At 66.0% G+C, this 20,627-nt stretch carries 23 protein-coding genes and 2 tRNA genes; 8 read left to right on the plus strand and 17 right to left on the minus strand.

Annotated elements, in window-relative coordinates:
* Positions 1 to 57 precede the first annotated feature (57 nt).
* The gene (locus tag DEQ67_RS01560) at positions 58 to 570 is read left to right on the plus strand and encodes a hypothetical protein (RefSeq protein WP_147301799.1); all 513 of its coding nucleotides are present in this window, start codon (positions 58 to 60) and stop codon (positions 568 to 570) included.
* 190 nt (positions 571 to 760) lie between these two features.
* Here the strand turns inward: DEQ67_RS01560 and DEQ67_RS01565 are convergent, their stop codons facing one another.
* A complete protein-coding gene (locus DEQ67_RS01565; protein ID WP_424020158.1) occupies positions 761 to 1,135 on the minus strand; it encodes a hypothetical protein in 375 nt (124 codons plus the stop codon).
* Here DEQ67_RS01565 and DEQ67_RS01570 point away from each other — a divergent pair.
* Positions 1,130 to 1,333 carry a hypothetical protein gene (locus DEQ67_RS01570; protein ID WP_424020159.1) on the plus strand — a complete coding sequence of 68 codons (204 nt, stop codon included), beginning with the start codon at positions 1,130 to 1,132 and terminating at the stop codon, positions 1,331 to 1,333. The two genes, DEQ67_RS01565 and DEQ67_RS01570, sit on opposite strands and share 6 nt — an antisense overlap.
* 303 nt (positions 1,334 to 1,636) lie before the next feature.
* Here DEQ67_RS01570 and DEQ67_RS01575 read toward each other — a convergent pair whose 3' ends face one another.
* The 8 genes from DEQ67_RS01575 to DEQ67_RS01610 form a co-directional block, all read right to left on the minus strand.
* Positions 1,637 to 3,772 (minus strand): AsnC family protein, encoded by a 2,136-nt coding sequence (locus DEQ67_RS01575; RefSeq protein ID WP_233509347.1) that lies wholly within the window; start codon positions 3,770 to 3,772, stop codon positions 1,637 to 1,639.
* Entirely contained in the window at positions 3,769 to 4,350 is a 582-nt protein-coding gene (locus DEQ67_RS01580; protein ID WP_115891780.1) for a DNA N-6-adenine-methyltransferase, read from the minus strand. The genes DEQ67_RS01575 and DEQ67_RS01580 overlap by 4 nt, the downstream gene beginning before the upstream one ends.
* Entirely contained in the window at positions 4,347 to 4,904 is a 558-nt protein-coding gene (locus DEQ67_RS01585; protein ID WP_115891781.1) for a hypothetical protein, read from the minus strand. Before DEQ67_RS01585 ends, DEQ67_RS01580 begins: the two co-directional genes overlap by 4 nt.
* The gene (locus DEQ67_RS01590; RefSeq protein WP_115891782.1) at positions 4,901 to 5,377 is read right to left on the minus strand and encodes a hypothetical protein; all 477 of its coding nucleotides are present in this window, start codon (positions 5,375 to 5,377) and stop codon (positions 4,901 to 4,903) included. Before DEQ67_RS01590 ends, DEQ67_RS01585 begins: the two co-directional genes overlap by 4 nt.
* Before the next feature lie 66 nt (positions 5,378 to 5,443).
* Positions 5,444 to 5,516, minus strand: a tRNA-Pro gene (locus tag DEQ67_RS01595).
* Positions 5,517 to 5,565: 49 nt separating this feature from the next.
* A complete protein-coding gene (locus DEQ67_RS01600) occupies positions 5,566 to 7,422 on the minus strand; it encodes an SLC13 family permease (RefSeq protein WP_115802089.1) in 1,857 nt (618 codons plus the stop codon).
* A gap of 71 nt (positions 7,423 to 7,493) precedes the next feature.
* Positions 7,494 to 9,548: a DEAD/DEAH box helicase gene (locus tag DEQ67_RS01605; protein WP_115802090.1), complete on the minus strand. Its 2,055-nt coding sequence runs from the start codon at positions 9,546 to 9,548 to the stop codon at positions 7,494 to 7,496.
* 150 nt (positions 9,549 to 9,698) lie between these two features.
* Positions 9,699 to 10,088 carry a cupin domain-containing protein gene (locus DEQ67_RS01610; protein ID WP_115860580.1) on the minus strand — a complete coding sequence of 130 codons (390 nt, stop codon included), beginning with the start codon at positions 10,086 to 10,088 and terminating at the stop codon, positions 9,699 to 9,701.
* An 87-nt stretch (positions 10,089 to 10,175) separates the two neighbouring features.
* On the opposite strand from DEQ67_RS01610, the gene DEQ67_RS01615 reads away from it, so the two are divergent.
* Positions 10,176 to 11,348 carry a M50 family metallopeptidase gene (locus tag DEQ67_RS01615; RefSeq protein ID WP_008606066.1) on the plus strand — a complete coding sequence of 391 codons (1,173 nt, stop codon included), beginning with the start codon at positions 10,176 to 10,178 and terminating at the stop codon, positions 11,346 to 11,348.
* Between the two features lie 20 nt (positions 11,349 to 11,368).
* Here the strand turns inward: DEQ67_RS01615 and DEQ67_RS01620 are convergent, their stop codons facing one another.
* Together DEQ67_RS01620 and DEQ67_RS01625 are read right to left on the minus strand one after the other, a co-directional pair.
* The gene (locus tag DEQ67_RS01620) at positions 11,369 to 12,193 is read right to left on the minus strand and encodes a competence/damage-inducible protein A (RefSeq protein ID WP_006600758.1); all 825 of its coding nucleotides are present in this window, start codon (positions 12,191 to 12,193) and stop codon (positions 11,369 to 11,371) included.
* Positions 12,194 to 12,754: 561 nt separating this feature from the next.
* Positions 12,755 to 12,827: transfer RNA gene (locus DEQ67_RS01625), tRNA-His, on the minus strand.
* Between the two features lie 150 nt (positions 12,828 to 12,977).
* Between DEQ67_RS01625 and DEQ67_RS01630 the strand changes: the two genes are divergently transcribed.
* On the plus strand, positions 12,978 to 13,439 hold the full coding sequence (locus tag DEQ67_RS01630) for a DUF5814 domain-containing protein (RefSeq protein ID WP_004065429.1): 462 nt from the start codon (positions 12,978 to 12,980) through the stop codon (positions 13,437 to 13,439).
* Between the two features lie 39 nt (positions 13,440 to 13,478).
* Here the strand turns inward: DEQ67_RS01630 and DEQ67_RS01635 are convergent, their stop codons facing one another.
* The 3 genes from DEQ67_RS01635 to DEQ67_RS01645 all read right to left on the minus strand — a co-directional run bounded on the left by DEQ67_RS01635 (position 13,479) and on the right by DEQ67_RS01645 (position 15,583).
* The gene (locus DEQ67_RS01635) at positions 13,479 to 13,892 is read right to left on the minus strand and encodes a ribbon-helix-helix protein, CopG family (RefSeq protein ID WP_004044633.1); all 414 of its coding nucleotides are present in this window, start codon (positions 13,890 to 13,892) and stop codon (positions 13,479 to 13,481) included.
* A gap of 164 nt (positions 13,893 to 14,056) precedes the next feature.
* Complete coding sequence (locus DEQ67_RS01640; protein ID WP_008606062.1) at positions 14,057 to 14,647, minus strand: RPA family protein; 591 nt, start codon at positions 14,645 to 14,647, stop codon at positions 14,057 to 14,059.
* Positions 14,648 to 15,583, minus strand: coding sequence for a hypothetical protein (locus DEQ67_RS01645; RefSeq protein WP_004065425.1), 936 nt, complete (start codon positions 15,581 to 15,583; stop codon positions 14,648 to 14,650). It lies immediately after the preceding gene.
* Positions 15,584 to 15,751: 168 nt separating this feature from the next.
* Between DEQ67_RS01645 and DEQ67_RS01650 the strand changes: the two genes are divergently transcribed.
* The 3 genes from DEQ67_RS01650 (at position 15,752) to DEQ67_RS01660 (ending at position 17,793) form a co-directional block, all read left to right on the plus strand.
* Positions 15,752 to 16,033, plus strand: coding sequence for a DUF7091 family protein (locus DEQ67_RS01650; protein WP_004065423.1), 282 nt, complete (start codon positions 15,752 to 15,754; stop codon positions 16,031 to 16,033).
* Between the two features lie 66 nt (positions 16,034 to 16,099).
* Positions 16,100 to 17,104, plus strand: coding sequence for a mannose-1-phosphate guanylyltransferase (locus DEQ67_RS01655; RefSeq protein ID WP_115891402.1), 1,005 nt, complete (start codon positions 16,100 to 16,102; stop codon positions 17,102 to 17,104).
* A 41-nt stretch (positions 17,105 to 17,145) separates the two neighbouring features.
* On the plus strand, positions 17,146 to 17,793 hold the full coding sequence (locus DEQ67_RS01660) for a hypothetical protein (protein ID WP_004044628.1): 648 nt from the start codon (positions 17,146 to 17,148) through the stop codon (positions 17,791 to 17,793).
* Between the two features lie 13 nt (positions 17,794 to 17,806).
* On the opposite strand, the gene DEQ67_RS01665 is transcribed toward DEQ67_RS01660, so the two are convergent.
* From DEQ67_RS01665 to DEQ67_RS01675, 3 genes are all read right to left on the minus strand, one after another.
* On the minus strand, positions 17,807 to 18,592 hold the full coding sequence (locus DEQ67_RS01665) for an SDR family oxidoreductase (protein WP_115802095.1): 786 nt from the start codon (positions 18,590 to 18,592) through the stop codon (positions 17,807 to 17,809).
* Between the two features lie 111 nt (positions 18,593 to 18,703).
* A complete protein-coding gene (locus tag DEQ67_RS01670) occupies positions 18,704 to 19,198 on the minus strand; it encodes a Tfx family DNA-binding protein (protein WP_004044626.1) in 495 nt (164 codons plus the stop codon).
* A gap of 76 nt (positions 19,199 to 19,274) precedes the next feature.
* Positions 19,275 to 19,757 (minus strand): TRAM domain-containing protein, encoded by a 483-nt coding sequence (locus DEQ67_RS01675; RefSeq protein ID WP_004065411.1) that lies wholly within the window; start codon positions 19,755 to 19,757, stop codon positions 19,275 to 19,277.
* Positions 19,758 to 19,847: 90 nt separating this feature from the next.
* On the opposite strand from DEQ67_RS01675, the gene DEQ67_RS01680 reads away from it, so the two are divergent.
* Positions 19,848 to 20,534, plus strand: coding sequence for a hypothetical protein (locus DEQ67_RS01680; RefSeq protein ID WP_115802096.1), 687 nt, complete (start codon positions 19,848 to 19,850; stop codon positions 20,532 to 20,534).
* The last annotated feature ends 93 nt before the right edge of the window (positions 20,535 to 20,627 follow it).

Genomic DNA, 20,627 nt, shown 5'->3' on the forward strand with positions numbered 1-20,627 from the left:
TTCATCGCGTGTACGCCCGGCGGGCGGGGCGCTCGCGGGGTCCTGGGGTGGTGTGCGATGAACAGAGCGCTCGCTGAGCTTGAGAGAGTGAGTCGTCAAGGGCCATCGATGTTCTTCTCACTGGTTCGTGTCGTCGCGATCTACAGCGTTGGCCTGCTGGTCATCGCGGCGTTCATGGGCGTGATGTTGGGTGGTCATTTCGGCCTCGCTGCAGAGTCCCTCGACGAGGCACGCGTTCCCGCAGACGAGTTGGACATCGACGTTCGCGACGTGGAGCCTGTCGACAACCCAATCATCCCTGATCGATTCGAGCACCAGCTCGTGGACAGTCGCGGACAGGAGCCGAGCAATGGTCCGGCGTGGCGAGTGTGGTACTTGGCGATGATTCAGTCGATGCTCGACACTGCGATGACGACCGCGGTCGTCGTCGGGAACGTGACGGCTCGGTTCGCGTTCGCGAACAAGTGGGTGCCCGGATTCGTCTACAGCGGCGTTGGAGTCGTTGGGCTACTCGGTGGTGTCGCGTATCGAATCACACGTCTGTGGCGAATGTGGGACGATACTGCGTGACTTCTCTGGACTTCCGAGAACCGACTATTCTCGTAACCAACTGCGCCTCGACGCTGAGTAATCGACGTCTTTTCCGGGTAGATCGAGGCGACCGAACTAGCTAAGGTTCCGGAAAACAGAGACATCTACCAGAACAGGAACCATGCAGGCACGCCCATATCCATCGAAGTCAGGAAAGCGACTGTGGCTCTCACGCGCGGAACAAGAGAAACTCCTCTCGCTCGTTGAGGACGAATACCCACGGCGACGTATCGCTCTCGACCTTGGACTCCACGGTCTCCGCAGCGACGAAGTGCGGAACGTGGAGCCGCGACACTTCGAGCGCCTCGACGACCAGGGGAAATGGCGACTCACCGTCCCCGACGGAAAATCCGGGGCTCGGGACACGCCGGTTTCGAAGTCTCTTCGCGAACGCGTGAAGTACCTGAAGTCCGCAGCGCGGATGCGAGCCGACGAACCGGTCGTCGACGTATCGACTCGCTCGCTGCGGGACTGGATTGTCGAAGCTCGTGAGAAGTTGGCCGACGACCTCGATGACGACCGGTGGCACGACCTCGGGATGCACGACCTTCGACGGACGTGGGCGACGGACACGTTCTACTCACTCGCGTTCGAGGGCGTACCTATCGCGGAGGAGTTGACGATGGCGTGGGGCGGGTGGGCGATGACCGACTCCGGGCGCGAGACGTTCCGACGAAACTACCTCGGACCCGTGCCGGACCACGTCACCTCCAGGGCGATGGCTCACCTCGCTTTGGACTGAGCGACGACGTCTAATTTTTTCGCGCGGGCAAGCCGCGCCGAGTAGGCGCGGCGACCCCCGTTTCATCTGTTTCATCTGGAGTCTGAGCGAAGCGAAGACTCCGGTAATCTTGGTGTGTGGCTCTTTAGCCACACATCTAACGGAGAATCAGGGGGGTCCCCCCGGATTCGGAGTGACGGCGGTCGCGGCGCTGGTCGACGCGAGACGGCGCCAAGAAAAATGCAGTCGCTAACGACCTGAAAACACAGACATTCTTGCCGGTACTAACGTCAGAGAACAGCGTTGCCACTCAGGAGTCGTCAGCTATCTGGCGAGCGTGACGACGTTCTTCGAGCCGACGAGACCGAGCAGATCACCGAGGAGGTATTCGAACCGACGACCCGAGCCGCGGGCACGGGCCTCGACCTCGAACTCACGAGCGAAGTCTTCGATGTCGTTGCCGGTGACCTCCGCCCAGGTCATCGCGCCCGAGCGGATGATCCGACGGATGTCGTTGCGGTCGGGTTGATCGTCGAGTTCGAGGCGCTCGCAGTACTCGCCATCCTTCCGATCGACGACGTAGTTCCGAAGCCATCTCGACCACGGGTCGTTCTCGTGGCCGTAGGTGTCGGCGCGGATGATGTCGTCGGTCGCTTCCTCGATAGTCGCCTCGACAGTCCGACGCGCGGACTCGATGTGCTCAACGATCCCGTTCGCGATGTGCTTCGATGCGAGCTCGACGCTGCCGTAATCGTGAATCACGAGATCACCGAGTCGCTTCAGCGCGCGATAGACGGTATCGATGTGGACGCCGATCCGCTCGGCGAGGTCGGCCGGCGAGATGTGGCCGCCGTCAGTCACCAGCTCCTCGGTGATCGCGACGTCCGTCTCGAAGAGGTTCCCCGCGGTGGCGAACATCCGAATCTCGTCCTCCTGCTGCTGAGCGATACGCGGAAGGGGATTGTCGACAACCTTCGCCATTCGCGCCTCGCCGTCGACGCTGAAGTAGTCGTCCGCGACGTACATCTGGTGGTCAGGCGTCACGGGGAGGTCAGACCAGTTCAGGACGTTCAGCAGCGCCTCATCGAGTTCCTTGTGGAGCTGGTCGACGTCGTCGAACCGGAGCGTGTCGTCGTACAGCGAGTTCTGATAGGAGACACCGATCTTCGGGTTCTCCAGCGGTGTTCCAGCGACAGCGTCCGGGTTCTTCACGTGGTAGTGCTTGAACTCCTTCGGGAGTTCGTGACCACCGACGATCTCGGCCGCGCGCATCGCGCAGACCGTGGACGTGTGATACCAGCCTTCGCAGACGCGGTCGTCGCGGACTGTCTTCGAGTAGCCGCTGCGCTCGCCGCCGAGGATGAGTGCGATGCGGTGAAGCGTCCCGTCGAGCGCGAACACCCGACCTGTCTCGCCCTTCTTCGCGCGGACGTACAGCTCGGCGTCAGTCACGTTCGACGACTTGTGAACCTTCTCGGGATGGAGCGCGTCGTAGTCGATTTCCGTGAACGAGTTCCAACCGAACTCGTCTTGGCGCTCGCGAAGCTCGCGCAGCGCCTCGAACAGGAGACTCGGATACTCGTCAAACTCGAAGTAGCTCCCGCGCGTCTCGACGTCGACGCCGAGGATGTCGTGCGGGTTCGAGATGTTCTTCCCGCTCTTCGACTTCACACCGGGCCAGCGAGGACGGACGCGGAAGTACGCACGCTTTCGGTTGTCGTCCTTCGCCTCCTGGAAGGATGGATACGTCTCGGGATAAAGTCGTATCATGAACTCGGGAACGGTGTCGCCGTCAAGACGCCAATCCCACCGACTGAGGTCGGTATCTTCGTCGGGAACGGCAATCTTCGGATCGTCGGCGTAGCCGAATTCGAGGTTCCACTCCTCACCGCCGAACTCAATGCCGGCGCGAAGATTTCCGTACTCCTCGAAGTCGTGCATCTTGTACAGCGAGATCAATCCGAAGTAGGTCGACAGGGAGTTAGCCCACTTCAGGTACGCCGAGAACTCGTGCGGTTGTGGGAGAAGGAACTTCCGTAGCCCCGAGACGGCGGTCTTCGAATCCTGTCCGCGCATCGTCCGGGCGCGACTACCGCGTTTCAGTTTCCGTTCGTGTTCTTCCGCTTCGGAACAGCTGTAGAAGTGGTCCTCGCGAACGTCCTTCCGGATGTGCGTCCCACCGCAGAAGCGACACTCGCCGGTCGGCTCCAGGTCGCAGTTCCACTCGTGTTCGAGCGCGGCCTCTTCGGTCTCGAAGCTCGTCTGGCAGTAGCGACAGGCAGCGACGAACTCCGGCATCTCGAACTCGATGTCTTCGGAGTCGTCGTCGTCGATGGTCGAGCCGGGCTCGTAGCCGTTGTCAACTGCGGACGCGACGGTGTCGTCGTCGTCCGATGTGACGACGTCGGCCTCGTCGAGGACGGAGAACTCCGCGACGACCTCGCCAGAGTCGTCGCTCACTGGCGGTCACCTCCAAATCGCGTTTGGACTGCAGATTCGTAGACGGTCCGTCCACGGATGACCGCACCCAACTTGTCGAGAGCATCAAGATGTGGGCGCTGTACCTCTCCAAATACCGAAATCGACAGTTGGAACGATGGGTTTCGGTTCTCACCGATAAACGGAATCCGACCCGGACCAACGAGGCAGATAGCATCTGCCTCAAGAATGTGGTCGTGGAACCAGTGAGCGGAGGTGTCCGCCGGCAGAAGCACGACAACGAGTTCGACGGCGTCACGATTCGCTTCGTTCCTTGCTTTCTGAAGCCAGTCGTGTTTCGCGCTCCCGTCACCGGTCGAGGACCACGGCGGGTTACAGAAAACCGTCCCGTGCCACGGTTGTCTCAGACCGTTGTCTTCGGCCGTGAACCGTTCAGAAGCGATGGGTGTTGGTTCGGCACCACTCGCGGGGTCAAGGTCGAACCCACCAACTGCACGCGAAAGCGGACGCCAAATTTCTGGCGGCGTAGCGAACTCGTTATCTTCTGGATTTTGCTTGTGACCCGCAAGCGTTCCCTGGACCGTTCGCTCGTCGCTCACTGGCGGTCACCTCCGTAGGCGACGCGAACGTCTTGACCGAACCAGTCGGTGACCGACTGCGAGGAGTAGCCGCAGATGTCGCAGACGAGCACCCCGACGACCGACCCACGACGCCACTCGTGGCGTCCGTCGTCACAGGGGCCGTCCTGCGTCCGCTGTCGGAGTTCTTCGAGGACGATGCGGCGATGGTCGTTGCGGTCGTCCGAGCGCCACGAGACGAGCCAGACGGGGCGCTCGTCGGCGTCTGACTGCACCGTTGCGAGGACTTCTCGCGGACCGGTCGACCTCAGATAGCTCCGGAAGCGCGTCTCGAAGTCCGTGGACTGCCACGAGACAGCGAGCGCGTTGTCGACGCCGTCGGCGTCGGCGGCCTCTTCGACGCGACTCCGCGCGAGCTCAAGAGACTCGGGCGGTGCGAGGTGCGGAAGCGCGCGGTCGACGAGGTCGTCGGCCCACTCGGGGACGTCGCGGACGATAGCGAAGACTCGCGCGCGGTCGCTGGGTGTGACCTCGTTGTTCGCGAGCGCGGTGAAGTAGGTGCCGCGAACACTCATCGCGACTCGACCTCCTCGCGGTCAAAGATCTGCGTCCAGGTGATCTGCCCGAAGGTCGCGCGTCCCTCCGCCTCGATCCACGAGAAGTTGAGGTCGGTGACCGAGGTCGCGGGAACGACTTTCGACGCGATGACCTCGTCGGTGTTCGGGTCACGAACGGAGAACAAGTAGAACGCTCCGCGTTTGACGAGCGCTTCATGCTGGTTCTTTCTGAGGTAGTAGCGTCCGCGGTCCTGCGATTCGTTGATGACGACAGCGCAGGACTTGGACTCGACTTCAGAGCCCTGTTCGAGGACGAGGACGCCGACGAAGGGGAGGTCCGTCGAGGGCCAGACGGCGCGAACGCAGACGATGTCGTACGGGAGTTCTTGCCCGTCGTCTCCGTTCTTCGGCGCGGCTTCGAAGCCGTCGACGCGTTGAATCTGGTCGGCTTCGGCGCGTTCTCCCGCGCGCTTCGAGGGCGCGAGGCTCACGCGCAGACCCCCTTCTGTTCGGGTGGGAAAACGCGGCAAAACAGGCCGCTTTGTTTATATACCCAATGGGACCGCCCGGATTTGAACCGGGGTCACGGGCACCCAAGGCCCGAAGTATACCAGGCTAACCCACGGTCCCGCACATACGACTCTCCCCGTCGCGGAGTAAAGGGTTTCGTTCCGCCCCGTCAGGTCAGGGGGAAGAAGTACGCGACGCCGATAGTCGTCACCACGCCGAGAAGCAACTGGAGCGGGCCGCCGACGCGGATGTAGTCCGTGAACTTGTAGCCGCCGGGACCGTAGACGAACAGGTTCGTCTGGTAGCCGACGGGGGTCATAAAGGCCGTCGACGCCGCGAACATGACCGCGAGGACGAACGAGAACGGGTCGGCGCCGAGCGTCGCCGCGGCCTCGATGGCGACCGGAATCATGAGCACGACGCTCGCGTTGTTCGAGATGACGTTCGTCAGGAGCGCCGTCACGAAGTAGAACACGCCGAGGACGGCGATAAGGGGGAGGTAGTCGCCGGTCATCACGACCAGTTCCGCGAGGAGGCCGGCGGCCCCGGAGTTCTCCATTGCGATGCCGAGCGGGATGACGCCCGCGAGCAGGAAGATAACGTCCCACTGGACGGCGTCGTACAGTTCGGTCGGCCGGAGACATTTCGTGGCGACCATGGCGAGCGCGCCGAGGAGCGCGGCGACGACGATGGGCAGGAAGCCGAGCGCGGCGAGCGCGACGACGCCGGCGACGATGCCGACGGCGACGGGAATCTTCGACTCGCGGTAGTCGTGGCGCTCGATTTCCTGGGCGACGATGAAGTTGCGGTTGTTGTCGAGGCGCTCGATGCTCTCGACGGTCGCCTGCACGAGCAGCGTGTCGCCGACGCGGAGCGGGAGGTTGTCCATCCGTCGGCGGATGAGTTCGCCGCCCCGGCGGAGCGCGAGCACGGTCGCGTCGTACCGCTGTCTGAAACTCGCCGAGGCGAGCGACTCTCCGACCAGCGCGGACCCCGGCGCGACGACGACTTCGACGAGGTTCTGGCCGCGGTCGGCGAGTTCGAGTTCGTCCTCGGTGACGGTCGCCGGCACGAGGTCGAGGCCCTCCACGTCGAGCAGTTCGACGAGCGTGTTGCGGTCGGTTCGGAGGGTGAACACGTCGCCCGGCTGAATCTCCTTCGGGCCGAGCGGTTCGAGGAAGACGCTCTCGCCGCGGATGAGTTGGAGGAGGTCGACGTCGAACTCCGTCTCGACGAGCGCCCGCTGGACCTGCTGGCCCACGAGCGGGGAGTCCTCGCGGACGACGACCTCGGTCAGGTACTCCGCCATCTCGAACTCCTCGGTCAGGTCCCGTCGGGGTTCGATTCGCTCCGGGGTGAGCCGACGGCCGATTGTCATGAGGTAGACGACGCCGACGGCCATCACCACCGCGCCGAGCGCGGTGAACTCGAACATCGAGAAGGGCGCTTCGCCCGTGATGCGCGAGTAGACGTCGCTGGCGAGGATGTTGGTCGACGTACCGATGAGCGTCAGCATGCCGCCGAACATCGACGCGTACGACAGCGGCAAGAGGAGCTTCGACGGCGAGGTTCGCCCGCGCTCCGCGAGGTCGGTCACCATCGGGAGCAGGATGGCGACCGCGGCGGTGTTGTTGATAAAGCCGGAGATGGGACCGACGACGCCGACGGTCGCGCCGAGCTGTCGGAGTTCGCTGTCGCCGGTGAACGTCGATATCTTCGCGCCCAGAAGCTGGATGATGCCGGTCCGCTGGACGCCCTCGCTGAGGATGAACATTGCGAGGACGGTCAGCGTCGCCGTGTTGGCGAACCCCGAGAGCGCGTCGCCGGGGTAGGACTCGAACAGGACGATTGGCGCGCCGAGCATCCCGGCCGAGGCGAGCGCCTCGGAGGCCGGCTGAATCAGCATCAGCGACACCATCACGCCGATGGCCGTCACGTCGACCGGGACGGGTTCGGTCGCGAAGAACGCCAGCGCGACGAGGATGACGGCGAAGACGACGAGGATGTCCGGCGTTATCGCTACCACGCGGTCACCGACGCGTCGGCGGCCAAAAAGCGTGCGGGATTCGGACTGTCTCTCGGCCGAGCGCGTCGTCGCTACCGGCCTTCCTCGTCGAGTTCGAGGTCGGCGACGATTTCGTACGGCGACGACCCCTTTCGGATGCCGTCGAGGATGGCGAACGCCTCCTTCGGCGAGAGGAACTGCCGGGTCACGGCGAGGCCGAGCGGCGTCGGGTCGAGGCCGTCGATGAAGCCCCACTCCAAGAGCTTCCCGACCGCGTGGGTCGTCGGCAACTCACCGAGCATCCGGTTGTTGAGCGCCTTGGCCTTCGTGCCGGCGACGACGATGTTCGCCAGCGTCTCCTCGACCGCCGACGACTGGTCGTACACCGTTCGAACCTCCTCCATCTCGCCTTTGAGGAGTTTGAACGCCACCTCGTCTTCGGTCATCTCCATCGTGTTGTGATAGCTCGCGTCGGGTTCGACGAGCAGGTAGACGACGCCCTTGTCGTGGTAGTCGGGGCGGCCGGCGCGGCCGAGCATCTGGCTGAACTCCTGGACGGAGAGCCACTCGATGCCCATCGCCAGCGTGTCGAAGATGACCTGCGACGCCGGGAAGTCGACGCCGGCGGCGAGCGCGGCGGTCGTCACGACGGCTGCGAGGTCCTGATTGGCGAACTGTCGCTCCACGCGCTTTCTTTGGCCGTAGTCGAGGCCGGCGTGGTACGCCGCGGCGTTGTAGTCCATCTTCCGGGCGATTTCGTGACACCGCCGCCGGGAGTTGGTGAAGATGATGGTCTGACCGCGGTAGCCCTTAGAGGACTTCGAGTCGAACGCCTGCCGCACGAGGCGGTTCTCGATTCGCGGCTTCTCTTGGCCGTCGGCGAAGGTGACGTGGCGCTCGATGGGCACGGGGCGGTCTTCGTACTCGACGAGGTTCGCCCGGAGGTTCTGTGCGAGCCACTTCGGGTTGCCGACGGTCGCAGAGAGGTAAATCCACTGCGCGCCGCCGTAACCCTCGCGGCGGTCCGCGCGGGACTCGCAGTAGTGTTTCAGGCGGGCTATCATCCCGTCGAGGCGGTGGCCGCGTTCCTCTTCTTTCAGGGTGTGGACCTCGTCGATGACGACCGTGCCGATGTCGCCGAGGTCTTTGCCCGTCCGGAGCGCGTGGTCGATACCCTCGTAGGTGCCGACGATGACGTCGGCGTTCGGGTCGAAGCGGTTGCCGTCGTCGTTGATTCGGCTCGCGCCGACGCGGATGGTCACCTTCCCGAGGTGGCCGTAGCGCTCCTTGAAGTCCTCGTGTTTCTGGTTGGCGAGCGCGACGAGCGGGACGAGAAACAGCATCTTCCCGTCGTCGTTCAGCATCCGGTTGATACCGGCGAGTTCGCCGACGAGCGTCTTCCCGGTCGCCGTCGCGCTCACCACGAGTTGGTCGTCGCCGTCGAGCAGGCCGTTGTCGATGGCGAGGCTCTGGACGGGGAGCAGGGTGTCGAAGCGCTCCGTCAGCATCGATTTCAGGTTCGGGTGGAGGTCGAGCGTGCTCGTCTCGACCAACTCCACGTCCTCCGTCGTCGCGCTGATGGTGTCGAACTTCGTCAGGTCGGGGTCCAACTCGCCTTGCAGTAGGTTCGTGATACGGGTCAGGTCGCCCGTCTCGTACAGCAGTTCCTCCAGGCGCTCTTGGGCAGCCTGCGTGAGCCCGCCCGCGAATGAGAGTTCGCCCTCCAGTTCTTGGACGGCGCAGTCGCGGCAGATGTGCTCGTGTTCGGCCTTGATGGCCGTGTCGTCGGTGATAGGCGAGTAGCGCCCGTTGACGGCACAGCGGCGGCAGGTCCGCACCGTCAGCGCCTCGAGCTGGTAGCCGTCGAGCATCTCCTTTAGCTCGTCGCGGCCGTCCTTCGGCGTCTGCTGCGAGATGCGGATGCGGGCGGCCGACCGGGCGAGTTCGACGAACTGGCTCGGGTCGCGCGGCGAATCCTCTCCCTTCCGCGTCACCAGAAAGCGCAGGGGGCGGGGCCCCGCGTTCGTCTCTTTGAGTTCGAGCTTGCCGCGGAGCACCCGCTTTCCGTCCCGGCGGGCGACGACGAGGTAGTCGTCGCCCGTCTGGTGGAGAAACAGCGTGTCGACGCGGGTGACCTGTTTAGACACGGTCCCTGCTACGGCGACGTGGTATTTCAGCGATTCGCCTGCGACCGCTCAGATTCGATAGCGACCCGCACACGCCTTCGTACCGTGTCTTCGAGCCCCGACCCCCGAGGGCAACCGACGGCCACCGACGGCCACTGACGGCAACCGCGCTCAGGCGTCGGCGTCGGCGGCGAGTTCGATGGCGTCGTCGCCGTTGGGGACCGCACAGAGGAACGCCCCCTCCTCGTCGGACTCGTTTCGATACCAGTGGACGACGCCGGCGGGAATCAGAAGCGAGTCCCCGGCTTCGACCTCGTACTCCTCGTCGCCGATGCCGACGACGTAGCGTCCCGAGAGGACGTACTGTTCGTGTTCGACCTCGTTCGTGTGTTTCGGGACCGACGCGCCGGGGTCGAGGACGAACCGCCGGATGGCGAAGTTCGGCGCGCCGTCGGCCTCGGAGACGAGGACGCCCTTCGACATCCCGTCGGCCGCGCCGACCGCCTCGTACTCGATGTCCGCGCTCCGCTTGACCACCGGCTCCGGTCGGGAATCGCTCATATCTCCCCGTCGATTGCCCGCCCGCGTAAGCATTTCCCCGTCTCTCCGCCCTGACTGCTTAAGGCCCCTCCGCGGCTACCTACGGGTATGCGAGGAATCCGCATCGGTAGCGTCTTCGGTATCCCGATAAAGTTGGACCTCACGTTCCTCATCGTTCTCCCGCTTTTCGCGTGGCTCATCGGCTCGGACGTGACGAATCTCGCGGCCATCGTCAACGACCTCTTCGGCTCGACCATCGACGGCGCGGCCATCTCCGCGGGGTCGATGCAGTGGGTGCTCGGGAGCGCGGCCGCCATCGGGTTGTTCGCCGGCGTCCTGCTCCACGAGTTCGGCCACTCGCTCGTCGCCATGCGCTACGGCTACGAAATCGAGTCCATCACGCTCTGGCTCTTCGGCGGCGTCGCCCGGTTCAAGGAGATACCCGAGGACTGGAAACAGGAGTTCACCATCGCCGTCGCCGGCCCGGTCGTCTCGGTCGCCATCGGCGTCGCCTCCTACGCCGGCTTCCTGTTGCTCCCCGAGTCGCAGGCCCCCGCGCAGTTCGTCCTCGGTTATCTCGCGTTGGTGAACGTTTCTCTCGCCGTGTTCAACATGCTCCCCGGCTTCCCGATGGACGGCGGGCGCGTCCTCCGGGCGCTCCTCGCGCGGAACCGCCCGCACGCGAAAGCGACGCAGATGGCCGCCGAGGTCGGTAAGGTGTTCGCATTCCTGCTCGGCCTGTTCGGCCTCTTTTTCAACCTGTTTCTCGTCGCCCTCGCCTTCTTCATCTACATGGGCGCGTCCGGCGAGGCCCAACAGACGGTCCTCAAGGCGACGTTCCAGGACGTGGTCGTCCGCGACATCATGACCGGCCGCGAGAACCTCGACGTGGTCGACGAGAAGACCTCCGTCGCGGAACTCCTCGAACGCATGTTCGTCGAGCGCCACACGGGCTACCCGGTGCTCAGAAACGGCGACCTCGTCGGCATGGTCACCCTCGACGACGCCCGCGGCGTCAAGGAGGTCGAGCGCGACGCCTTCCGCGTCGACGACATCATGAGCGACGAACTGGCGACCATCACCCCCGACGCCGACGCGATGGACGCCATCGCCCTCATGCAGGAACGCGGTGTGGGCCGCCTCCCGGTCGTCGACGAGGCGGGCGAACTCGTCGGCCTCGTCTCCCGGTCGGACCTCGTCACCGCCTTCAACATCATCCGCAGTCGCGGGTCGCTCGACGCCATGCCCCGCTCCGACGCCGGCCTCGCACAGCTTCGCTGACCAGTCGCTCGCTGGCTAGATTACTCGCCGTCGCGGCTGCCCAACCGTCCGTCGTCGCGGCCGATTTGACTTCGTTCTTCGCCGCCCGCCTCTGCCTCGCGCGCCGCCTCGACCGCCGCTTCGCTCTCGTAGAGGTCGACCGTCGCGTTCGACCGGAACCACGCCATCGCGTCGTCGAGCGCCGCCGGGTCGCCGCCGGTGAGTTTGACTCGCGTCGGCCCGCCGCTGTTGGGGTAGCTCCCGACGCCGACGCCGAAGCGCTCTGTGACCTCCCCGAGTTCGCGGGCGACGGCTCCCTCGGGCGCGTCGGCGTAGACCACCCGCGACCGAACGTCGCCGGCGAACCGCTCGGCGATGGACTCGAACATCGGCTTCATCTCCGTGGGGATGCCCGGCAAGACGTAGACGTTCCCCGCCCGACAGCCGGGCGCGAGCCCCTCCTCGTTCGGGAGCACCTCGGCGTCGGCGGGCATCGAGGCGTACCACTCCGGTTCGAGGTCGAAGTCGATGTCCGGCCGGCGTTCGAGAATCGCCGCGATGGTCGATTCGACCTGCGCCGCGGCCTCCTCGTTGACGACGAACGCCCGGTCGAGACCGGCGGCGACGGCCTCCATCGTGATGTCGTCCGGCGTCCCGCCGAGGCCGCCCGTGACGAGGACCGCGTCGAAGGCGGCCGCCCAGTCAGCGACCGTCTCGGCGATGACTCCGTGGTCGTCGGGAACCGTCTGAATCCGCGCCACCGTCGCCCCACCCTCGGTGAGCCGCCGAGCTAACCACGTCGCGTTCGTGTTCTCGATGTCTCCCGCGAGCAGTTCGTTGCCGACGGTGAGGATGGCGATTTGCATGGCCGAGTGCTAGTACTTCCAGACGAAAGACCTGCCCGTTTCCGGCGTTCCCTTCGCGTTGTCGACGACGGCCATACCGCCGCTTCGGAACTGGTCGCGCCCGACGGTTCGAGCGCCGAAAAGCGAGGTGGACCGACGACGACCCCGTGGACCGACCGATTAGCCCGTCGGAACCGTTGGGCCGACTGGGTCTTCGTTGTCCTCCGGGTCGCCGCGGTTGAGTATCGCGTCGCGGATGCGGTCGAACACCGAGTCGTCCGCGCGGAGTTGGGTGCTCATCCCACGACGAATGTTAGTGTGTGACGCACTTGGGTCTGGTGGGGCGTCGCGGCGCTCACGTCTCGATTGCGCCCCTCGTCGTTCGAGATTAGAGGTCCAGGTGCGAGAATTGAACGCCGTGAGGTTCCACCTCACGTATTCACGCTCGTTTCACTCGCGTGAACCCCGGTCGCTCACTGCGTTCGCTCCCCGGTTCAATCTCGCAGCCACACCTCACAGCACATCTCGAAAACGGGTTCGCGCACGCTACGCGGCGCTCACCGGTCGAGATGTAAAGAAGAGGTCCAGGTGCGAGAATTGAACCCGCGTCTCAGCCTCCACAAGGCTGAAGGATAGTCCACTACCCCAACCCGGACACGTTGCAACCCTTCCTAATTCGCTACGACTAAAATACGTTACGCTACGGTCCCGGAATGACAGTACGTAACAGAGGTCGCCCCCATCGACCACTCCGCGCCGGCGAGCGGGACGCTTTTGCCGCGGTGGCCCGAACTCCCGGGTAGCAGTGGCTATCACCGACAAGATCTATCTCAAAAACCACCGCCAAATCGTCTCGCAACTGGATACGAACATCCCCAAGCGCGTCTTCAGCGGTGCGACCCTCGAAATCCTCTACTCCGGCGAGGGCCTCGCCAAGGTGGACGACGCCACCCGCGACCGCCTGCTCGACTTCGCGCAGGACTTCCTCGACTGCGAGAATTCGGACGACATCTACACCGGCTACCCCGAGCGCCAGTTCATCGAGTACCTGCTGGAACTCCGCGCGCAGGGCCTCGGCCCCGACGCCATCGTGGACGTGATGAGCGACGACTACATGGTGTACGCCTACCCCGGCGACGTGCTTTCGTTCCTCGACGACTCGGTCCGGACGCTCGAATCGGTCGAGGCGCTCGCGGACGTGGAAGGAGACAGAGAGATGCAGGACGAGGCGCGGCGGGCGAAGCAGGACCTCGTCGGCCCTCGCTGAAATCGGTGGGCGCGGACGCCGCGGCGGAGACGACGGCGCTTAGCCGAGGCGGAACGACGGCTCGTCGCCCGTATCGAGGTCTTCCAGTTGGATGACTTCCTCCACGTCGTCGTGGTCGTTTTCGACCTGCTCGCGCAGGTAGTTCACGTAGCCTTTGTGCTCTTCGAGTTGCTCGCGGAGGTGTTCGGCCTCCAGTTCGAGGCGTTCGTGCTCGCGGATGAAGCTCTTGGGAACCTCCACGGTCGGCGGGAACGACTCGTCTTCGCCCTCGCGCAGCTTTTCGAGTTCGTGTTTGGGGACGACCTGCACCTGACCGTCGTGGGCAACTAACGTGTCCACGTAGTCGCGGAAGACGGCGGACAGGGAGATGTCCCGCTCCTCGGCTATCTCCCGAAGGGTCTCGAACGCGTCCTCGTTGACGCGAAACGAGATGGTCTTGTTCTTGTTGCCCATGATATTGGTCGGTCTGTGGTGAGGCCACTTAATGGTTCGTCAGACGAGGGGTCCCGGGCGTCGTAATTCGTCGCAAAAAGGGGCGTGTGACGGTGGAACTCGGCCGTCGGTTGTGTTCGGTCGGCGTTCAGGCCGACGCGCACGAAACGGAGCGAGACGCCCGCTTACGCGCTCAGTTCGTCGGCCTGTTCGAGGCTTTCGAGCGCGGCGATGGCGGCGCGCTTGTACTCGTCGGGGTCGAGGTCGTAGTGCTCGCGGGCCATCCGCGCGTACTCGTCGCCCTCGTCGTCGAACGCCGCGATGCGGTCGAGCGTCTTGTCCGCGGTCTCCGTCACCCAGCGGTCGCGCGTGGCCGCGTCGACCTCGGTGATGGACTCGGGGCGGACGGAGACGTTGATGCTGCCGTCGTCGGTCTCGTAGGTCCGCGGCTTGCCGACGACCGCGACGTAGGCGGGCGCGTCGAGGTCGCGCAGCGCGCTGGCGGCCTCGGGCTGATACTGGCCGGCGTAGACGAAGAACGTCCCCGTCGGGTCGACGATGCGACCGCGCCAGTACTCGTTGTCCTCGCCGACGTCTTCCTTCTCGGTCAGCGTGCCGACGAGGAAGACGCGGTTCGCGCTCTCTCCCGTCGGGAGCAGCAGATAGACGGGCGCGCGCTCGTCGTCCGACTCTTTGAACGTGTAACCGGCGTCGTTGAACTCCTGTGCGAAGACGCGCCGGGCGACCTCTCGGGTGGGGATTTCGTTGGAACTCATTTACATCGACCTCGCTTTGATGAGCAGTTCTTCTGCGTCCGCCGGCTCGCGCAGCCGCTCGACTTCGTTGGCGAGCACGTACCGGCCCAGCGTCGGGCCGGTGACGCGGTAGTAGAACCCCACGAGGTCACCGCGCATCTCCTCTTCGACGATGGTGGTGTCGAGGGCGTCCATGGCCATCTGCTTCGCCTCGTCCAGTTCGATACCGGTCAGCTCCTCCGTCATCTCTCTGTTGAAGATGACTTCGTGGACCTCGTCGCCGTCGTCGACGACGGCCTTGATGCGGAGGTCGAACTCGCCTTCGACGCTGCCGTGTTCGGAACAGCGCCCGTTCTGGAGGACGCGCGTACAGCCCTCCTCGGGACAGCGCTTGATGAGGCCGCTCCCCGACTGGATGTCCACGAGCGCGCCCTCGACGCTGGTCGAGTCGTCGCCGACTTCGATTTCCTCGTCGAGTTCGGTGATGCTCGTCGTCCGGTTGAGCTTCACGGAGAAGTTGCCCTGGTACTCGTCGGTGACGACGTTGCCGAGCGCGTACGACTTCCCCTCTTCGAGTTCGGGGAGTTCGGACGTGGTGAAGGCGATGAACTTCATCCGCCCGGAGTCGTCGCCGAGCAGGCCGACCTGCGCGACGGACTCGCTCCGGGGTTCCCAGAGTTCGACGACCTTCGCGCGGACGTCGACCCACTGCTCGTCTTGGTCGATGTCGTTGAGCAGGGTCTGTTCGTTCCCGCCGGCGCCGCCGGCGAGCTCGTCGCGCTCGATGCCGGCCTCGTCGAGGTAACTGTTGACGACGCTCCGCCGCGCTTCGTCGACGGGGACGCGGTACTCGCTGACGAGGCTCTCTAATCGTTCTTCGACTTCGTCCGCGGACACGTCTAAGTGGTCCGAGAACTGGTCGGCTATCTCAGCCGCATGGGTTCGCAAATCAGTCATGGTCTACCTCGCCTCCACCTTGGTTTCCATTGGGAGGCATATCGAGGTTGGATGCGTATTCATATAAAAATGTCTGAGCCGGAGTGAAAGTGAACGTCACGCCGGAGAGCGCGCCGGAACCGTCGCACCGAGCGAGGAATTGATAGCCACGGGGACGCATTCGACACCATGGACGACCGCCTCGAAAGCATCATCCGCAGCGCCGCCCGCTCGGCCGGCAAGCGCTACGAGGAGGCCAAGCGCGCCTACCGAGACGGTCGTGACTCGGCCCCGGCGAACTCGCTCCCGCGGGACGCCGAGGGCCGCGCGAAGCTCGTCTGTCGCCGCCACGCCGAGCGCCGCGCCGTCGCCGTCGACGGGAAGGGCCGGCCCGCCTGCTTCGACCCCGACCACCCCGACTGCCAGGGCTGCGTCGAGGACATCCGCGAGGGGATGGTCGAGACGTGGTAGGCGACGCGGGGGAGCGAGCCGACCGCGACGTGGTACGGTTTTGAGGCTGTGGCACCACCGGCCCGTATGGACCGCCCACTCGTCGCGCTCGTCCTCGCCGGCGGCACCGGCACCCGCCTGTACCCCGCGAGCCGGAGCGACCGGCCCAAGCAGTTCCTCCCGCTCGGCGGCGACCGCTCGCTGCTCGCGGAGACCGTCGCCCGCGCCGACTTCGCTGACCACGTCGTCGTCTCGACGCGTCCCGCGTTCGCCGACGACATCGCTGACCACGCGCCCGACGCCGAGGTCGTGGTCGAGCCCGCGGCCAAGGACACCGGCCCGGCGCTCGTCTACGCGACCCACCGCATCGCCGCATCGTACGACGACCCGGTCGTGGTCGTCCTCCCGAGCGACCACCACGTCGGCGACGGTTTCGCCGAGGCGATGACCAGCGGGGCGCGCGTCGCCGCCGACACCGACTCCCTCGTCGCCTTCGGCGTCGAACCCACTCGCCCGGAGACCGGCTACGGCTACATCGAACCCGGCGCGGACCGCGGCGACGCCCGCGACCTCGCCGCGTTCCACGAGAAACCGGACGCCGAGACGGCCGCCCGCTACGTCGACCAGGGCTACCTCTGGAACGCCGGGATGTTCGCGTGGACGCCCGAAGCGCTGTTTTCCGCCGCGCGCGACTCGCCGCTTTCCCCCCTCCTCGACGCCCTCGACGACGGCGACGCGGACGCCGGCTTCGCGGCGGTCGAGGCCGTCAGCATCGACTACGCGGTGATGGAGCGCGCCGCCGACGCGGCGGTCGTCCCGGCCGATTTCGAGTGGGACGACCTCGGCTCGTGGGACGCCCTCGAACGCATCGTCGACGCCGACGAGAACGGCAACGTCGCGCTCGGGGACGACCCGGTGTTCGTCGACGCCGCGGACAACGTCGTCGCCACCGACGGCGCGACCGTCTCGCTCGTCGGCGTCTCCGACCTCGCGGTCGTCGCGTGGGACGACCGGGTGCTCGTCGTCCCGAAAGAGGAGGCGCAGAAAGTTCGCGAGGTGGTGTCGCGGCTGAAGCGGAAAGAGATGTTCTGACCGAACGGTTCTTCGTCGCGTAGTTCAGCCTGATTGACAGTATGGGCGACAGGCACCTCCCGAACCGACGACAGCGCGTCGAGCAGTTACTGACGCAGTACGAGTGTCTCCAGAGCGAAAAACAGGACCTCATCGACCAACAGAGCAGGCGGATTCAGGGGCTGATGGCCGCCATCGCCGCCGTCATCGGCTACGCGCTCTACGCCGGCCACCTCGTGTATCTCGGGATGGTTCCGATTCTCATCGGTCTCGTGTTCGTCGAGGTGATTCTCACTCACAACCAGATGCTCTTCGTGGCGAAGCATCTCGCCGTCATCGAGGCGGCGCTCGCGGGGTCGTCGGACTCCCCGTTCAGACACGAACGCGTCCGCGGCGGCGTCTTCGGCGACGAGCGCGGGAGGGGACGATGGCTCGCGCTGGCCGACGTTCCGCACCTGTTTCAGCTCGCGCTCGGCGTCGTCGCGTACGGCTGTTTCGCCGTCATTTCGACGCGCCCCGTGGCGTGGGAGCGCTACGGCGGCACCGTTCCGTCGGTCGTCGGCATCGACCTAAACGCCGACCTCGTCGGCGCGGCGCTTCTCGTGTACTTCGCCGGCCTGCTCCTCGTGGGACTCTCGCACCTCGCGCTCAGGTCGCGGGTCCACCGGGGCGTGGCGGCGTCGGTGTCTCCCTCAAAAATTGCGCCGTGACCGGCGGGGCGGCTCAGGCGCTCCGCAGCCGCCCGCCGTCGACTGGGACACACGCCCCGGTGACGAAGCTCGCGCGGTCGCTGGCGAGGAACGCGACCACGTCGCCGAGTTCGCGCGGGTCACCGACGCGGCCCAGCGGAATCCCGTCGGACCACGAGTCGAGGCCTTCTTCGTACGTGTCGTGGTCGCCGCGCTCGACGGCCGCCTCGACCAGTTCCTCGATGCGACTCGTCTCGTGTGCGCCCGGCAGGACCGCGTTCACCCGCACGCCCGGCGCGAGTTCGCGCGACAGCGACTTCACGAGGCCGATGACGCCGCGGCGGACCGCGTTCGAGAGGATGAGGTCGTCGATGACCTCCTTGACCGACGTGGAGGTGATGCAGGTAATCGTCCCCGCGTCGCTCGCTTCGAGGTGCGGCCGCGCCGCCCGCACGGTCCAGACGGCGCTCATGACGAGCATGTCGAACGCGCCGTACCACTCCTGTTCGGTCAGGTCAGCGAAGCCGCCCGGCGGCACGCCGCCGGCCGAGGTGACGACGTGGTCGACGCCGCCGAACTCCTCGACGGCAGCCTCGACTAGCGCCTCCACGTCTCCCTTGTTCGTGATGTCGGTCTCGACGCCGAGCACGTCGCCGTCGAGGTCGCCAAGCTCCGATTCGGTCGCCGCGAGGCGCTCGGGGTCGCGCCCGCAGACGACGACGTTCGCTCCTTCGTCGGCCAGCGCCGCGGCGCTCGCGCGCCCGAGACCGGCCGAACTCGCCGTGACGACGACCGTGTCGCCGTCGAGTCCGAGTTCCATGTCCGGGGCGACGACCGCCGCGAGCAAAAGCGTGGGCCTCGCGGCACGACGTGTGGCGAATCGGGCCGTCAGAACGGCGGGTCGGTGCGGTCGGCTGCGCGCTGTACGGGCTCAGACGCCGTCGGCGTGCCGGCGGACGCGAACCCGGCCGTCGCTCGTGACGCCGACGAACAGCTGTTCTTTGATTTCCCGTCCCTCCACCGCGTCGCCGGCGGCGTCGGAGACGATTTTCATCAGGTCCGGCGCGGTCTGGTTCACCTTCACGCCCGCCTCGTCGCAGGCGTCGTACACCTGCTTGGGCACGTCGTAGAGGTCGCTTCCGGTCGGGACCTCGACGCGGACCGGCGCGGTGAGCGCGTCCACGAACGTCACCGTCTCGCGGGCCTTCTCGACGTTGGCGCGGGCGCTGGCTTCGATGCTGGAGACGTTCGCGCGCGAGGTGCCGAGGAAGTCGGCGATAGTCGACTGGCGGACCCCACGCTCGCGCAGCGCGAGCACCTCCGCCTGCCGTCGCGTGAGGACGCTCGTCTCCGGGTCGAACCCCGCCCTGTCGAGCAGTTGGTCTACGTCGGGGACCGTCTCGTCGTCGCGTCCGGCGTCGCTCATACCTCGGGGTAGGTCTCGGGGGTGAAAAAAGATACAGCAGGCTGACTGTCCACGGGACGCCGCCGCCGACTCGGCGTTACTCGCCCCAGAAGTTGTCTCGGCTGCCGAGCGCCTCGGGGCGCTTCGGACCGTCGCGACCGCTTCCCTTCGATTTGGCGTCCGCGCCGGTTGACTCGCCCGCCCCGCTCGTCTCTCCCGCCTCGTCCCCCTCGGCTTCGGGGTCGAGCGGCAGGCGCTCGACGACTTTCTTCGCGCGGGCGTGACTCCCCTTCACCCGGTCGATGCGGACGATGGCGCGCGCGTCCGGCAGGAGCCCGTCCACGAAGACGATGAAGCCGTCTTCGGTCCGCCCGACGCCGGCACCGCTCTCGTGGATGTCCTCGACGGTGACGATGACCTCCTCCCCCGGCTTGACGGGCTGCTGTTTGAGCTCGGAGATGGGGCGCTCGTAGTGGTCGCACCACTCCGCGCCGCCGCGGTCGCCGTAGTACTGGCACCCCATGCCCGCGATTCGTTCTGAGAAGCTCGGGCAGTCGTCCGCGAGTGGACAGTCGGACATGCGGGGAGGTACACTAGGGGCACTCTAAACGCTTGCGGGTACCCCGTCGCCCGCCGAAACGCTTTCCCTCGCGCGCTCGAACCCCGCGGTATGGCAGAACGCGTCCCCGAGTTCGCACTCCTTATCGGCGTCTTCCTCGGCCTCTCTGCGACCGTCTCCGCGGCGGTTCTCTCGGGCGCGCTGTTTCGCCCGCTCCTGTTCGGTGCCGCCGTCTGTTACCCCTTCGCCGCCTTCGGCGTCCTCCGGTCCGAAGACCCCTCTGAGGCGCTGCCGCCGCGGGTCGTCCTCGGCCTCGGCGTAGCCATCGGCCTCCTGACCGCGGCGGCCGCCGTCCTCGAACGCGCGACGGTCGAACCGCTCGACGGCGTGTTCGCCGCCGTCGTGGTGTCGCTTCCGCCCGTCGCCTACGCGGTCCGGTTCGGCGCGGACGTGAACCCGCTGTCGCCGGTCCAGTCGCTCGCCTGCTGTGCGGTCGTCGGCGCGGCGTTCCTCGCGCTTGCCCCGCGTCTCGGGACGACCAGCGCGCTCCTCGGATTTGTCCTCGGACTCTCGGGCGCGCTCTACGCCGACGCCCGCGGATTCAGGCCGACACACCGCCAACAGCGCGCCGGCATCGCCGCGGGCGTGTTCGTCGGCGTCGCGGTCGCGGCCGCCGGCGTCGCGACGGGTCTCCCTCTCGGGCCGACCACGGCCGCGGCTGTCGCCGCGGCGCTCACGCCGAGTCTGTCCGTCGCGCTCGCGAGAAACCGGGGGCGGGCACACCGCTTTCGGTCGTGACAGGCGTGTGAACCGCCGCAAAAATCTGGACCAAAAAGAACGCCGAACTCAGGCCAGCGGCGTCCGCTCGACCACCGTGCCATCCCACCTTTT

The organism is Haloferax sp. Atlit-48N, assembly GCF_003383015.2.
GTDB lineage: Archaea > Halobacteriota > Halobacteria > Halobacteriales > Haloferacaceae > Haloferax > Haloferax volcanii.

What these genes read in the sequence shown, in the direction of transcription:
- DEQ67_RS01570 (WP_424020159.1), top strand. Translation starts at nt 1,130, where the DNA reads ATGCACGACCTTCGACGGACGTGGGCGACGGACACGTTCTACTCACTC.
- DEQ67_RS01670 (WP_004044626.1), bottom strand. Translation starts at nt 19,198, where the DNA reads ATGAGCGACGCCGGACGCGACGACGAGACGGTCCCCGACGTAGACCAA.
- DEQ67_RS01675 (WP_004065411.1), bottom strand. Translation starts at nt 19,757, where the DNA reads ATGTCCGACTGTCCACTCGCGGACGACTGCCCGAGCTTCTCAGAACGA.
- DEQ67_RS01650 (WP_004065423.1), top strand. Translation starts at nt 15,752, where the DNA reads ATGGACGACCGCCTCGAAAGCATCATCCGCAGCGCCGCCCGCTCGGCC.
- DEQ67_RS01560 (WP_147301799.1), top strand. Translation starts at nt 58, where the DNA reads ATGAACAGAGCGCTCGCTGAGCTTGAGAGAGTGAGTCGTCAAGGGCCA.
- DEQ67_RS01640 (WP_008606062.1), bottom strand. Translation starts at nt 14,647, where the DNA reads ATGAGTTCCAACGAAATCCCCACCCGAGAGGTCGCCCGGCGCGTCTTC.
- DEQ67_RS01660 (WP_004044628.1), top strand. Translation starts at nt 17,146, where the DNA reads ATGGGCGACAGGCACCTCCCGAACCGACGACAGCGCGTCGAGCAGTTA.
- DEQ67_RS01665 (WP_115802095.1), bottom strand. Translation starts at nt 18,592, where the DNA reads ATGGAACTCGGACTCGACGGCGACACGGTCGTCGTCACGGCGAGTTCG.
- DEQ67_RS01655 (WP_115891402.1), top strand. Translation starts at nt 16,100, where the DNA reads ATGGACCGCCCACTCGTCGCGCTCGTCCTCGCCGGCGGCACCGGCACC.
- DEQ67_RS01585 (WP_115891781.1), bottom strand. Translation starts at nt 4,904, where the DNA reads ATGAGTGTTCGCGGCACCTACTTCACCGCGCTCGCGAACAACGAGGTC.
- DEQ67_RS01645 (WP_004065425.1), bottom strand. Translation starts at nt 15,583, where the DNA reads ATGACTGATTTGCGAACCCATGCGGCTGAGATAGCCGACCAGTTCTCG.
- DEQ67_RS01615 (WP_008606066.1), top strand. Translation starts at nt 10,176, where the DNA reads ATGCGAGGAATCCGCATCGGTAGCGTCTTCGGTATCCCGATAAAGTTG.
- DEQ67_RS01620 (WP_006600758.1), bottom strand. Translation starts at nt 12,193, where the DNA reads ATGCAAATCGCCATCCTCACCGTCGGCAACGAACTGCTCGCGGGAGAC.
- DEQ67_RS01610 (WP_115860580.1), bottom strand. Translation starts at nt 10,088, where the DNA reads ATGAGCGATTCCCGACCGGAGCCGGTGGTCAAGCGGAGCGCGGACATC.
- DEQ67_RS01635 (WP_004044633.1), bottom strand. Translation starts at nt 13,892, where the DNA reads ATGGGCAACAAGAACAAGACCATCTCGTTTCGCGTCAACGAGGACGCG.
- DEQ67_RS01680 (WP_115802096.1), top strand. Translation starts at nt 19,848, where the DNA reads ATGGCAGAACGCGTCCCCGAGTTCGCACTCCTTATCGGCGTCTTCCTC.